Source organism: Tannerella forsythia (genome assembly GCF_001006485.1).
In the GTDB taxonomy this organism is placed as follows: domain Bacteria; phylum Bacteroidota; class Bacteroidia; order Bacteroidales; family Tannerellaceae; genus Tannerella; species Tannerella forsythia.
Window position 1 is genome coordinate 126,378 of sequence record NZ_JUET01000070.1, and the last position, 12,693, is coordinate 139,070.

The 12,693-nt window shown below is 45.6% G+C and carries 12 protein-coding genes; 4 read left to right on the forward strand and 8 right to left on the reverse strand.

Going from position 1 to position 12,693, the window contains the following annotated elements; all coding sequences use genetic code 11:
• Positions 1-254 precede the first annotated feature (254 nt).
• The 8 genes from Tanf_RS05785 to Tanf_RS05815 all read right to left on the reverse strand — a co-directional run bounded on the left by Tanf_RS05785 (position 255) and on the right by Tanf_RS05815 (position 5,811).
• Positions 255-512 carry a hypothetical protein gene (locus Tanf_RS05785; protein ID WP_046825220.1) on the reverse strand — a complete coding sequence of 86 codons (258 nt, stop codon included), beginning with the start codon at positions 510-512 and terminating at the stop codon, positions 255-257.
• Positions 513-532: 20 nt separating this feature from the next.
• Positions 533-1,534 (reverse strand): SPFH domain-containing protein, encoded by a 1,002-nt coding sequence (locus tag Tanf_RS05790; protein ID WP_046825221.1) that lies wholly within the window; start codon positions 1,532-1,534, stop codon positions 533-535.
• A gap of 39 nt (positions 1,535-1,573) precedes the next feature.
• The gene (locus Tanf_RS05795; protein ID WP_236684394.1) at positions 1,574-2,902 is read right to left on the reverse strand and encodes a hypothetical protein; all 1,329 of its coding nucleotides are present in this window, start codon (positions 2,900-2,902) and stop codon (positions 1,574-1,576) included.
• A gap of 146 nt (positions 2,903-3,048) precedes the next feature.
• Entirely contained in the window at positions 3,049-3,687 is a 639-nt protein-coding gene (locus tag Tanf_RS05800) for a TatD family hydrolase (protein ID WP_046825222.1), read from the reverse strand.
• A 19-nt stretch (positions 3,688-3,706) separates the two neighbouring features.
• Entirely contained in the window at positions 3,707-3,931 is a 225-nt protein-coding gene (gene yidD, locus Tanf_RS14215) for a membrane protein insertion efficiency factor YidD (protein ID WP_080948571.1), read from the reverse strand.
• Positions 3,913-4,326 (reverse strand): ribonuclease P protein component, encoded by a 414-nt coding sequence (locus Tanf_RS05805; protein WP_046825223.1) that lies wholly within the window; start codon positions 4,324-4,326, stop codon positions 3,913-3,915. Before Tanf_RS05805 ends, yidD begins: the two co-directional genes overlap by 19 nt.
• Complete coding sequence (locus Tanf_RS05810) at positions 4,313-5,083, reverse strand: uroporphyrinogen-III synthase (RefSeq protein WP_172793889.1); 771 nt, start codon at positions 5,081-5,083, stop codon at positions 4,313-4,315. The genes Tanf_RS05805 and Tanf_RS05810 overlap by 14 nt, the downstream gene beginning before the upstream one ends.
• A complete protein-coding gene (locus Tanf_RS05815; protein WP_014224036.1) occupies positions 5,080-5,811 on the reverse strand; it encodes a DUF4271 domain-containing protein in 732 nt (243 codons plus the stop codon). The genes Tanf_RS05810 and Tanf_RS05815 overlap by 4 nt, the downstream gene beginning before the upstream one ends.
• A gap of 119 nt (positions 5,812-5,930) precedes the next feature.
• On the opposite strand from Tanf_RS05815, the gene nadB reads away from it, so the two are divergent.
• The 4 genes from nadB (at position 5,931) to Tanf_RS05835 (ending at position 12,689) form a co-directional block, all read left to right on the forward strand.
• Positions 5,931-7,499: an L-aspartate oxidase gene (nadB, locus tag Tanf_RS05820; protein ID WP_046825224.1), complete on the forward strand. Its 1,569-nt coding sequence runs from the start codon at positions 5,931-5,933 to the stop codon at positions 7,497-7,499.
• 34 nt (positions 7,500-7,533) lie between these two features.
• Positions 7,534-8,121, forward strand: a complete 588-nt coding sequence (locus Tanf_RS05825; protein ID WP_046825249.1) for an RNA polymerase sigma-70 factor — start codon at positions 7,534-7,536, stop codon at positions 8,119-8,121.
• A gap of 71 nt (positions 8,122-8,192) precedes the next feature.
• On the forward strand, positions 8,193-9,191 hold the full coding sequence (locus tag Tanf_RS05830; RefSeq protein ID WP_052449027.1) for a FecR family protein: 999 nt from the start codon (positions 8,193-8,195) through the stop codon (positions 9,189-9,191).
• A 189-nt stretch (positions 9,192-9,380) separates the two neighbouring features.
• On the forward strand, positions 9,381-12,689 hold the full coding sequence (locus tag Tanf_RS05835) for a TonB-dependent receptor (protein WP_371706615.1): 3,309 nt from the start codon (positions 9,381-9,383) through the stop codon (positions 12,687-12,689).
• Positions 12,690-12,693 lie beyond the last annotated feature (4 nt).

Below are 12,693 nucleotides of genomic sequence, written 5' to 3' on the forward strand. Positions count from 1 at the left end.
TGATTTTTCATTTCAGGCCGATTCCGAGAAAAACAAAGAAAAGGGTATTTTCACGGCTTTGCCGGATTGGAAAGCGATGTGTTTTTACGGATGAGGGAAGGGATACAAAAAGAGGGTGTGCCCAAACATTGCGTTTAGACACCCCCTCTCCGGTCAAGTCTCTATGCGAAAAGGATTACCAGCCCGGGTTTTGTTTTAGAGCAGGATTCATAACCAGATCATTGGCAATGAGACACGCAGATGAGTACGAAGCACTATTGTTTTCCCTGCTCTATTTTAGGTTTGGCTACATTCCCCTTCGTTCGATCATACCCTCTCCCGTTGTTTTTGAAAAAGAAAGGGATGACGATAAGCAATAAGATCGATGTTATCCCAATAATTATTACCGTTTTCAACCCTTTTTGGAGTTGAGCAAGAGTAACGGGATTTTCAATACCCCAAAGATCTAAGGTAAAAAAGGCTGCGGTACAAAGGATTAATGCTACAGCAATCGTTCCGATAATATATTTCATTCTTTGATAATTTATTTATTTCACCATTGGTTTAACAGTTCCCGCTTTTTTGCATCGTAATCTTCCTGTGTGATAATTTTTTCGTCTAACAGGATTTTGAGTTTACGTAGTTTTTCGGTTACGGCGGTGTTGCCGGCCGACAGAAAGCTGTCGGTTTGTTCGTTGATTTTTTTTCCTATTTCCATACCGACACCAAGCTGCAGCCCGGCACCGGCTAATCCCCCTTCGTTGCGGGCGGCATCCCGCAAAGCGCGTAATTTCTCGAGTTCGACATAGCTCAATCCTGCCTGTTCGGCAGCTTTCACATCGGCCGAGATGTCCGCTATACGGGCGATTCTCGCCTGCGTCTGTTCGTCAAATTGGGTGCCTTCAATCCGGAAATCGGTAAGTTGCAGTCCGAGAAGACCGTACTCATCGTTGATTTTCCCGGCCACTTCGTCTGCCATATCATCGATATGCCCGTCGATTTCGATATATGAATATTTTTTCTCGTGAATGACGTTCGCAATGAGTTGCAGAATGCGTTCCGTAATGATCCTGCTCATTTCCCCGGTTTGAAGCTCGTCGCGACTGCCTGTTATTTCCGTGAAAAAGAATTTCGGATTCGTTATCCGGTACGAAAAATTACCGTTTAAACCCAATTCCACCGGGATTTTATACTCGTTGTCAATAAATTTAATCGGAGAGGGTGTTCCCCAAGGCTGATTGAGTGTTTGAGCTTTGCGATAAAAATAAATCGCCAGCTTATGTTCGCTTTCGAAATTTTGCCGGAGTTTCGAGAGGGTTGTAATGAAAGGATGGTTGCCCGTTTCGAGATTGAATATCCCTTCGTTCTCGATTATATCTGCAATTTGCCCTTCATACACCAGTAAACAGCCCTGCCCGGGGGCTACGATAAGTTTGCTCGCATTGATGATCTCATCATGTTTATGCGGATATTTATACCAAAGAATTCCGGGATTCGAATTTTCCCACCGGATGACTTTTGAAAGTTGATTGTTGAAAATCTTTAAAAAGCTCATATCTATTTTTTTACAACCTGCATCATTGATATTATCGGATTAATTATCGAATTCCCACTTGATATATACGCCCTCTTTGTTTTGCGTATTGAATAACCAGGATTCTTTATTCGCTGTAAACAGATACCCTTCTTTCACCTTAACGACATCTTCACTGAGCAGATAGTCCATATCTGCCGGCTTTGTCCATTTAATGGCTGCCGTTTCAGCATCAAGCAGCTGTATAATACTGTTCCCAGAGAGGCTCGGTTTGAACGAAATCAGCACTTGGCTGTCATCATAAGCCCAAACCGTTCCCGAGATATAATCGCGGTCGGGAGTAAAGTCACGGTATGAGATCAATCGTGACATTTCTGCGATATAAGGTAATACGAGTACCTTCCGATAGGGAGAACTTTCGGTAAAAATCCCCGATCCTCCGAAGTCTTTCGTCCATGCAAAATGAGGTATATCGGTAGGATATCCGATTTGTTGCCAATAATCATACCGGATCAATTGTATTTTCTCGTCGGGAAAGTAATCGGAGGTGTGCGAAAATTGAAATGCGGCCTTTTTTCGGGCATCGGATGTTTTCCTGGGAAGCATCTTATAAAGCATGTCTTCCCCGAAAACTTTATTGATTATGGGGTAATAATACAATTCTTTGCCCAACTCATTCACCACCTTGAACCCATCGCCGTCGTATGCAAATTTAATTTCGTAAACCCCTTTGGCAAGGTCGGGAAAATTCAGTGCTTCAAAAATGATCTCTTCAAGTTCATACGTCGCGCGATTCAATTTAAAAAGTTTCTTTTTGTTGATAATGGCATAAATATCTCCGTTTTCAAACAATTTTACATCCGTATTGGATATTTCGGTTTCTTCCAGGCTTCTTATCGGCTGAACTAAGATTTCTTTCCCGTCGACAGCCTGATAAATACCGTAATACGATTGTTTTTTATCGGATACGGAATATCCCTTTTTGGTTCCTCTGGTGCCGATAACGAGTATTGTACCTTCGTCCGTTGCATTGGCAAATCCCTTGAATTTGTGAATCCTGTCCCAGAAAACGACTTCTTTTTCTTCTATTTTGACAGGAGGATTCGAAGGAGCATAATCAAAGGACGATTTCTGTAAAAAGAGATTGGAGAAGACTCCAAAGAAAATAAAAATAGAGGCTACAATAGCTATGCCTGCGAGTATGCGTTTGGTGTTTACTTTATTTAAATCACCTAAAGGACTGTCATACTTATGCAGAATATTGATATCATCACTGTCAATAAAAAACTCCGTATAACAGCTCTTACATTGATAATGATCGGTGCGTAACTCTTTTGCCTTCGTACTGCCGCATTGCGGGCATTTTATCACCTTGATTCGCTTGGCCATCTTCGATATAAATATTTCGTGCAAACTTACAAAAAAAATTTTATATGCTTTGGAGGCCAATAAGTACACACTGGCATAACATGGCTGTCTCATCTCTCAAGAAAACCGTTCAAATGCGCAGGAGATGCTGATGAGCCCGGCAAACTCTATGGTACCGGAGAAGTAATCAAGGGAATGAAAATACTTCCTACCGTTTGAGAAAGAAGTGCTTCCGTAATTTGAAGTTCTTCGGCCACTTCTCGGTAGAGGCAGCCGATATGGATGGGACTGTCGTCGGTTTCGAGCAGAAGACGGCCTGCCGTCCATGCGGCTTGGAGTGCCTCGGGATGGTAGCGTGCTCCGAAAGAAAGATAAAAACCTCTTCCCAAGAGTTGTTCGGCTAATTGTTTTTTACCGCGAAACCCATGAATAATCCATGGCATAACAGGATGTGTGATGCGACGGATGCGGAGCAGCTCATCCCATGCCTTGACACAATGAATGATGAGAGGCTTGCCTGCTTCTTCCGAGAGCTCTATCTGCCGGATGAAAAGTTCTTCCTGAATATTGGGAGGCGTGAGTGCCAACCGATCCAATCCGGCTTCGCCAACGAGAACGATCCGGGGATGCGATATCCATTTCTTCAAGACTTCCCACTGCTTGTCATCGGCATACCAGGGGTGGATACCGGCCGCGTAGAGCCGGTCAGGATGGAGTTTGAACGGCGCCCGTAAATCGAGGCTGAAGACAGCGTTCTCGTTCTGCTCTTGAGAAATTTGATGCGTATGGATATCATAATACTTCATCACGAGAAGATCAGGAGGGTTAAGGAACCGGATCGTATCCGCCCCCCCCCCAAGGGTGACAACGGAAGATCCGCTTCAAAGCAAGCCACAGCCCTTTGAATGGACCGTGTTTCTTAAGCGCCTGAACAGTATATTCGGAGCAGGTAGGCGTGTAGCGACAACTACCCGGTGTCAGAGGTGAAATACAATACCGGTAAAAGTAGACCGGGATAAGCAGCAGATTCGTCAGCAAACGTCGGAACATATCTCTTTTTTCCGGATCCTATCCAAGGCTTTTCTGACCGCCTTTTCCATATCCGTATATGTACAAATGTCGTTGCTTACGTACATGAAAGCAATGTGTATGTATTTCCCGGATTGCCTGCAAGCCTCAAAGAGCGCTCCTTTATTCAGGCGATACGCTTCACGTATAAGGCGCTTGACTCGGTTACGCGACGCAGCCTGCCTGATCCGTTTTTTAGGTGCGCCCACTAAAACAGACAAGCCCGGCACGACCTTATTCTGCGCTGCGCCAGACACGTAGACGACCCTCAGGGGGTATGCCATAAAAGCCTGTCCTTTTTCAAAAAGCTGCTCGATATCGTTTTGCAACGTCAGACGCTCACGCTTGAGGAATCGCTTTTTTTCAGCGATTTGCATTCTTTTTGCCGTTACCCAGCTCTTTCTTCAGATATTGTTCAAGGGCCGCTGTCATGGAAGGCGCTTCGGGGGTGGGCGCTTCAACATCGAGCCGAAGCCCGGCCTCGACAGCGGCCTTGGCCGTCGTCGGCCCAAAACACCCGATACGAATATCCTTCTGTTTGAACTTCGGGAAGTTCTTCATCAGTGACGTAATACCCGAAGGACTGAAAAACAAGAGCATATCGTAATCAAATTTTTCATCTTTATTGAAGTCGTTACTCACGGTCCGATACATCACCGCCGTTTTATAGACGATCTTTTTCGTGTCAAGCACGGTCGTCAAATCCTCTTTATGAATATCGGACACCGGCAACAAATATTTTTCTTTGGAGTGCTTGCCGATGAGGGTAATCAAATCTCCCATCTTGCCGCTTTGGCCGTAAAAAACCTTGCGTTTGCGATAGATAATATATTTTTGCAGATAGACCGCAATCGTTTCGGTCATACAGAAATATTTCATCGTTTCCGGAACCGTGATTCTCATTTCTTTGCACAAGCGAAAAAAATGATCAATGGCCGTACGTGCCGTAAAAATCACTGCGCTGTAATCGAGTATGGCGACTCGTTGCTGTCTGAATTCTTTTGCTGTCAATGGCTCTACTTTGATAAACGGACGAAAATCAATGTCGACTCCATATTTTTCAGCAATGTCGAAGTAAGGCGATTTCTCCGACGTGGGTTTAGGTTGCGAGACCAGAAGCTTCTTAATACTCAATGCCATAAAGTACTTGTATCAATATTGTTATGCAAATAATTCAAACCTTCGTATATGAATAACAAGGGTATAATTTCTTGGGCGCAAAGGTACGAACTTAAAAACAAAAACCCTGTATTTTTATTATAAAAGATACGAATAGTTGTGTAAGCAAAAGCAATACGATAGAGGATGTAAAGCACAAGATAAAGTATCAGAATACAGAGAATATGTTGTCGGTCAAAGAGCAGCCAGAATGTTGGAAAATAGAGTAAAGCACCCCATATGTAGGACAGGGAGTGATAGCCATTCCGCCAGAGGCTATACTTATCGTCTTGGCTAAATGCCTGTCCATAGAGCGCATAGAGACCCTGTTTAATCAGGTAGTAGACATAGATCGCCACGAGCAGAGCTCCCATCAGCAGGAGGGCCGCCCCGAGATGATCGACTCGCACATATCCACCCTCCAAGACGAGCAAATAGAAGAAGCCCGTACACAGAAACAACATCTGGAACTTCATGAAAGCCTTGAAAAAGAGATTTTTCCTCATGGATGTTTCGAACAGGTTCTGGCGCTCTCTGATAGACAACAGACTTCGGATCATCTTCCGGATAAGCGGATAGAATATGCGAAAAATGGCCGAGAAGATCACAATAAGCCCCAGCATCATCATAAACAGGATGTCGTGAATATGTCGGCTATAATCGAATCCGACTCCGACATATCCTTCAAAAAGTTCGTTCTCCATCTGCTCTCACTTCTTTCCTCCGGTTTTTGTGCGGACAAAGGTAGTAATAATGATGGAAAAACAACCGGTAAAAAATAGAAACAGTTTCTTATCTTTGTCGGTCGAAAACCGTATATAAGATGGTAAAGAAATATGATTTTTTAGTGATTGGTGCAGGGATAGCCGGCATGAGCTTTGCGCTGAAAGTAGCTCCGAGAGGCAAGGTGGCCATCGTATGTAAGTCCGGATTAGAAGAGACGAACACGTTTTTTGCGCAAGGCGGGGTGGCATCGGTGACGAACCTGTTGGTCGATAACTTTGAAAAACACATCGAAGATACGATGATTGCAGGCGATTTCATGAGCGACCGTTCGGCCGTCGAAAAGGTGGTGCGTGAAGCACCCGCTCAAATTGAAGAGCTGATCAGCTGGGGCGTAGATTTCGACAAAGACGAAAAAGGGAATTTCGACCTGCACAAGGAGGGCGGCCATTCGGAATCGCGGATCCTGCACCATAAAGACAGTACCGGAGCGGAGATTCAAGCCAGCTTGATCCGTGCGGTAAAACGTCATCCGAACATTACGGTCTACGAACATCATTTTGCGATTGAGCTCCTGACACAGCACCATTTGGGCATGACGGTGACACGCCAGACACCGGACATCGCCTGCTACGGCGCCTATATCATGGATATGGTTACGGGACGGATCGGCACTTTCCTGTCGAAAGTGACGCTGATGGCTACGGGAGGCATCGGTGCGGTGTATCAAACCACGACCAATCCGCTCGTGGCCACGGGCGATGGCATTGCGATGGTCTACCGTGCGAAAGGCACCGTCAAGGACATGGAGTTCGTTCAGTTCCACCCGACGGCCTTCTATCATCCGGGGGATCGCCCGTCATTTCTGATCACGGAAGCCATGCGCGGCTACGGGGCCGTCCTGCGTACCCTCGACGGGAAAGAATTCATGGAACGCTACGACCCTCGTCAGTCGCTCGCCCCACGCGACATCGTCGCGCGGGCGATTGACAACGAGATGAAAAACCGTGGCGACGAGCATGTCTACCTTGATGTTACCCACAAGGATGCGGAGGCCACGAAAAAGCACTTCCCGAACATCTACGAGCATTGTAAAGGATTGGGTATCGACATCACCAAAGAATATATTCCGGTGGCTCCGGCAGCCCATTACCTCTGCGGCGGTATTGAGGTAGATCAACATGCCTGCTCTTCCATCGCGCGCCTGTATGCGGTAGGAGAATGCGCCTGCACCGGCCTTCACGGAGGCAATCGGTTAGCATCCAACTCATTGATCGAAGCTGTAGTCTATGCCGATGCGGCGGCCAAGCATTCCGTCGGTCTGATTGCATCGCTCGATCATCAGAAAAATATCCCGGCCTGGAATGACGAAGGCGTCCGCTCGCCTGAAGAGATGGTCTTGATTACCCAGAGTCTGAAGGAAGTAGGGCAGATTATGTCGACCTACGTAGGGATTGTCCGTTCCAACCTGCGCTTGAAGAGAGCATGGACACGACTCGATATTCTTTACGAAGAGACGGAGAGTCTTTTCAAACGCTCCGTTGCTTCACGCGACATCTGCGAACTGCGAAACATGATTAATGTGGGATATCTTATTATGCGTCAGGCGATGGAACGCAAAGAGAGCCGAGGGTTGCATTATAATATCGACTACCCTCCCAAGCCATAGGTCGGAAGACAGCCTTTGATGATATACCATGAAAATGCAAAAACCGAAAATCGATCTCGAGAAAGTGAAGCAGGGAGATCCCGATGCCTTCCGCGACTTTTTTGCCTTTCTCTACCCGAAACTCAAAGCGCTGGCATGCCGCTTTGTCGACGAGGAGACGGCCGAAGACCTGACACAGGATGTATTCACTTCGTACTGGGAGCGAAAGCATTTGATACAAGCGGACAACATTTATTCGTTTCTTTTCAAATGGTTGCAAAACGACTGCCTGAACCGGCTGCGTCATCAGACCGTCGTCGAAGCATACGAAGAACGGATGCGCCTGGCCGAAGCGCGTAAGACCTACTGGGATCGTCAATTGGAGATGAGTGACCAGTTGCGTCAGTTGATAGACAAAGATTTACTCGAAACGATTGAGCAATCGGTGAACCAACTACCTCCAAAATGCGCCGAAGCTTTTCGACTATGTTATTACCGGAATATGAGCCATAAGGAGGTGGCCGCAAGGATGCAAATCTCGCCACGCACAGTCGAAGGCCATATCCATGCGGCACTGACTTTTCTCCGCAACAAACTGCGGCACGTGCCGACCATGCTGTTTATGTTTTACAACATGTTTTGATTTTTTTCTCGTTTTCGGGCACGTAGTCCGGAGCCGTTCGGTTGTCTTCTTTCTGCAAGCACAGAAAATAAATGATGAACGAACAACTGTTAGTACGGTTTCTGATGAAGCAATGCTCGGCCGAAGAGCTAAAGAGCATTGACCGGTGGGCGGCGGCTGATCCTGCTCATGCCGATTGGCTGTATGAAATGGAACACTTGTGGAGTCTGAAAGATGAACTGCGTTTTTCGGACGAACAGGAGATTAAACGATCGTATCGCCGGTTCCTGTCGAGGATTAGCCGTCGCTCGTTACCCGATACCCAAGATAAACAACGGAAGATTCCCGTTTTTTTGAGGTACGCAGCTGCGATCCTGTTTGCGGGATGGTTGGCCGTAAACGGATATTATCTGTTACGGAGCAAGACGCTTCCCCTCGCCATGAATACCATCGAAGTACCCGTCGGGCAGCGCGCCTCACTGCTTCTTTCGGATGGGACGAAAGTCTGGTTGAATGCGGGAAGCACATTGTCCTACCCGTCGGCCTTTGGAGAAAAAAACCGACTGGTTTCTCTCATCGGAGAAGCGTTCTTCGAGGTAGCCCATGATACCGACAAGCCCTTTGTGGTACAGTCCGACCGGATGTACGTTGAAGTGAAAGGTACGAAATTCTGCATGAAAACTTATCCCGAAGAGAAGGTCGTAGTCACTCTGGCGGAAGGAAGCGTACAAGTCTCGTCGATAGACGCGGGCTATCGGGCGATGTTGAAGCCGAACGAGCAAATCTCGTATTCCGAACAGGAAGGATGGGTGCTGACTGAAAATGTAGATACCGAACAGACCCGGTCGTGGATACGCGGCGAACTGTACTTCGTGGAACAACCGCTTTCGGAGATCACGAAGAGTCTGGAACGTCGTTTCGGTGTACGGATACAAATACGTAATCCGCTGTCGACCAATGATACATACACCTGTCATTTCCGTGAGACGGATTCGCTGGAGCAAGTATTGTTTCTGCTAAAAGAAACACGGCAACTGGATTACAGGAAACTGAACGACGGAATCATCGAAATAATAACCATAAAAAAATGATGTGCCTATGAGAAAAACGGAAGCATAAAAAAACCGGAAATGCGGCAACATCTCCGGTTCCGATTCATTAAATAACATTGTTGACAAGCAAAATATTATTCATTAATCAACTACAAATATATGAACTTTTTATTGAAAAACAATACGGGTAATGAACAAAAAACAACTTCATGGCCCCGAAAGAGTCTGATGATCATGAGATGTATCGTACTTTTTTGGCTACTCGGCACGTTACAGGTCATGGCGAATCTTTCGTATTCGCAGTCAGTACGGTTGTCGTTCGAAATGAAAGATGCGACCGTGCGAGAAATCCTGTCGGTCATCGAGCAGAAAAGTGATTTTTACTTCACATATAACTCGACGCAGATCGAGGCGGCAAGAAAAATTTCTGTCAAAGTCAAGAATCGTCTGATAACCGATGTGCTTGATGAGATGTTTGCCGGACAAAACGTGAATTATACAATTAACGACAAACACATCGTATTGTACAAGGCCAACACACCTTCTTCCGATGCGGTTACAACGCCACAACTGACAAAACACATCACGGGAAAAGTATCGGACCTACAGGGCGAACCGATTATCGGAGCTAATGTGGTCGAGAAAGCAAACCCAGCGAACGGTACGATCACGGATGTAGAAGGCAATTTCACCATAGATATTCAATCTCAATCCATTATAGAGATTTCCTACATAGGTTATCTTACGCAGGAAGTAACGATAGGCAATCAAAAGAACATCCAAATTCTGCTAAAGGAAGATACGAAAAATCTTGATGAAGTAGTCGTGATAGGATATGGTGTACAAAAGAAAGCTGACTTGACAGGCGCTGTAGCCAACATCAACAGCGAAAAACTGACGACCCAAAGTAACACAAATATCGGACAGGCACTGCAAGGCAAAATAGCCGGAGTGGATATTGTGTCGCAAGGTGGTGCTCCGGGAGCAGGTGTGCGTATTATGATTCGCGGCATCGGTACTTTGAATAACGCCACTCCTCTTTATATCGTTGACGGCATGTATATGAACAGCATAGATCATTTGAATCCGAATGACATTGCAAACATTGACATTCTGAAAGATGCTTCCTCCGCTGCGATTTACGGTTCACGCGCAGCCAATGGCGTGATTATTGTGACTACCCAATCCGGCTCAAACACGGAGGGTAAGCCCATTATCGATGTTTCCGCAAATATCGGAATACAAACTCCATCCAAGTATCTGGACCTGTTGAATGCCAATGAGTGGTCGCGTCTGACAACTATTTCTCGCCAAACAATCGGCGCTTCCCCACTGGAGATGAGCCAGAATATCAAAGAAGACAATGATTGGCAAGATGTCATGATGAGAACCGCATTAATGCAGAATTATAATGTCACCATTCGTGGAGGAACGAAGCACTTCACTTATTATGCCGGATTAGGATCTATGAATCAGGATGGTACCATAAAAGGAACAAACTATGAACGATACAATATACAATTCAAGTCCGAGTATAAACGAGGACTTTTCATATTCGGCAACAACGTTGTATTCAGTGCCCATCAAAACAACCCTTTATACGATTTTGCACGTGGAGGTTTCCTTGGAATCATTCTTCAATCCATTCCTTCCTTACGGAAATTTGACCCAGAAAATGATAAGGGAGGCTATGGCAAGGTATTTGGCGACGCTACCGACATCCCTAACCCATTGGGTATTTTAGATGAAAATTTAACCTGTCGTACTTCAAATACCTATAGTGCTTATATTAATCTATATGCCGAAATGAAATTACCGTTCGGACTGAAATACCGCCTGAACGCTACACCGGACCTCTCTTTTGAAAGGAGTACGGCCTACGAGAATGTTTTTGACTTCGGTCTGCGTAACAATATGGTTTCCAATATGCAGGAGTATCGCTATAATCACAACAACTTCCTTATTGAGCATCTTTTGTCATTCGACCGGAATTTTGAAAAACATAAACTCAGCGCCTTATTAGGTTACTCCTACCAGCGATATTGTACTCGTTATATCATGGCCTCCGGCAAAGGTTTACCTGATGGTATCCACGAAGTAGGAGCAGCCACTCAAGACCGCATGAACAATACTTCAAAGAATGAGAGTGCGCTGACTTCTGTTATCTCACGCATATTCTACTCATATGATAACCGTTATTTGATTACTGCGACCTACCGCCGAGACGGTTCTTCAAAATTTGCCAAGAACAATCGCTACGGGCATTTTCCTTCCGTATCGGTTGGCTGGAATGTAGCCGAAGAGCGTTTCATGAAAAATACACGAAACTGGCTAGACCAATTTAAAATCAGAGGTGGATTGGGTATCTTGGGTAATCAAGAAATAGAAAACTACATGTATACAAGTGTCATCACTTCCAATATCAATTATCCGGACGGAAACGGAGGACTATACAGCGGCGCCTTTCCAAAGGATTTCGCCAATCCAGCCATTCAATGGGAATCAACCGCTATGAGAAATATTGGAGTGGACCTCGCTTTCTTTAACTCCCGCTTAATGCTGACCGGAGATTGGTATCGGAAAGACACAAAAGACATTCTTCTGACTGTGCCCATTCCTGTTTCGACCGGTGGAGCAAATGATCCGGTGCGTAATGCCGGAAAAATAAAGAATACAGGAGTCGAATGGACTATCAGCTGGAATGACCTTCTCAACAAAGACTTCTCTTATGGAGCGACATTAACCGGTAATGCCATGACAAACGAAGTTGTGGCAATGGGTGATGCCAATCAAGTAATCGAAGGTGGAAAGAATCGCACCAATGTACCTACAACCCGTACATTGGCCGGCTATCCTATTGGCGGTTTCTGGCTGATTCCTACCGATGGATTATTCCAAAACGAAGCGGAAGTATCAGCCTATACCAAAGACGGAAAGTTGATTCAGCCTAATGCCAAACCGGGTGATATACATTTTAAGGACACCAATAATGACGGGAAAATCACAGACAGCGACCGTGTATATTGCGGCAGTCCATTCCCGACAGTAACCATGGGGCTAAATCTTAATGCAGCATGGAAAGGTTTCGACGTATTGTTAGGATTCCAGGGAGTATTTGGTAACAAGATTTATAACGGCACACGTTTGGAGTTGGAAGGTGTGAATAAAGGAACTAATTTTTTGAGTACTACTTTGGACTACTGGACCCCGGATAATCCCGGAGCCTCTCATCCACGGTTGGTTTGGGATGATCCCAACCAAAATACGCGTCCGTCCAGCGACCGTTTCCTTGAAAACGGCTCCTTCTTCCGCATGCGCAACATACAAGTCGGGTATACTTTCCCAAGCCACTGGTTCCGAAATAAAGTCCAAAAACTCCGTACCTACGTCAATGCGGAAAATTTATTTACGATAACAGGCTACAGTGGATATACACCGGACATCAATAACTCTCAAAGTGCTACGTCCCGTGGTTTCGATAACTTTATCTATCCCATAAACCGAGTACTTATGATAGGAGCAAATCTAACATTCTAAAAAA

Excerpts from the sequence above, each read along its gene's own strand:
- yidD (WP_080948571.1), bottom strand. The coding sequence starts at position 3,931 with ATGTTCCGACGTTTGCTGACGAATCTGCTGCTTATCCCGGTCTACTTT.
- Tanf_RS05800 (WP_046825222.1), bottom strand. The coding sequence starts at position 3,687 with ATGAAGTATTATGATATCCATACGCATCAAATTTCTCAAGAGCAGAAC.
- Tanf_RS05830 (WP_052449027.1), top strand. The coding sequence starts at position 8,193 with ATGATGAACGAACAACTGTTAGTACGGTTTCTGATGAAGCAATGCTCG.
- Tanf_RS05815 (WP_014224036.1), bottom strand. The coding sequence starts at position 5,811 with ATGGAGAACGAACTTTTTGAAGGATATGTCGGAGTCGGATTCGATTAT.
- Tanf_RS05790 (WP_046825221.1), bottom strand. The coding sequence starts at position 1,534 with ATGAGCTTTTTAAAGATTTTCAACAATCAACTTTCAAAAGTCATCCGG.
- nadB (WP_046825224.1), top strand. The coding sequence starts at position 5,931 with ATGGTAAAGAAATATGATTTTTTAGTGATTGGTGCAGGGATAGCCGGC.
- Tanf_RS05825 (WP_046825249.1), top strand. The coding sequence starts at position 7,534 with ATGCAAAAACCGAAAATCGATCTCGAGAAAGTGAAGCAGGGAGATCCC.
- Tanf_RS05835 (WP_371706615.1), top strand. The coding sequence starts at position 9,381 with ATGATCATGAGATGTATCGTACTTTTTTGGCTACTCGGCACGTTACAG.
- Tanf_RS05785 (WP_046825220.1), bottom strand. The coding sequence starts at position 512 with ATGAAATATATTATCGGAACGATTGCTGTAGCATTAATCCTTTGTACC.
- Tanf_RS05805 (WP_046825223.1), bottom strand. The coding sequence starts at position 4,326 with ATGCAAATCGCTGAAAAAAAGCGATTCCTCAAGCGTGAGCGTCTGACG.
- Tanf_RS05795 (WP_236684394.1), bottom strand. The coding sequence starts at position 2,902 with ATGGCCAAGCGAATCAAGGTGATAAAATGCCCGCAATGCGGCAGTACG.